The sequence below is a fragment of the Microbacterium sp. H6 genome, from assembly GCF_003314775.1.
GTDB lineage: Bacteria > Actinomycetota > Actinomycetes > Actinomycetales > Microbacteriaceae > Microbacterium > Microbacterium oxydans.
On the sequence record NZ_QOAY01000220.1, the window covers coordinates 398 to 739 of the forward strand.

A 342-nucleotide genomic window follows, 5' to 3' on the forward strand; every position below is an offset into this window, starting at 1 on the left:
CTTCCCGCTGGGCACCGAGGGCGAGCCACCCAGCTGTGCCCAGGTCGGGGTGCTCGGGGCGCTGTGCGTGCAGGTGGGCGGGATGTTGGCCGGCGAGGTGATCAAGCTCGTCACCGGCGCCGGTGAACCGCTGCTCGGGCGGCTCGCGATGATCGATGCGCTGACCTCCCGGCAGCACGAGATCTCGATCCGCCCGGCATCCACAGCATCGGGGGTGTCGGCATGAGCGGCCGCCGCACGGTCGAGGAGCAGCTCTCCCGCGTGCTCGACGCGGTTCGCGTCGTCGAGCAGGTCACGCTCCCGGTGGCGGATGCCGCAGGACGCACACTCGCCGCACCCGCC

General features: G+C 72.5%; 1 protein-coding gene. It reads left to right on the forward strand.

Annotated elements, in window-relative coordinates; translation table 11 throughout:
• On the forward strand, positions 1 to 226 hold a 226-nt coding region (locus DSP71_RS23955), incomplete at its 5' end, for a ThiF family adenylyltransferase (RefSeq protein ID WP_396652060.1).
• Positions 227 to 342: the final 116 nt, after the last annotated feature.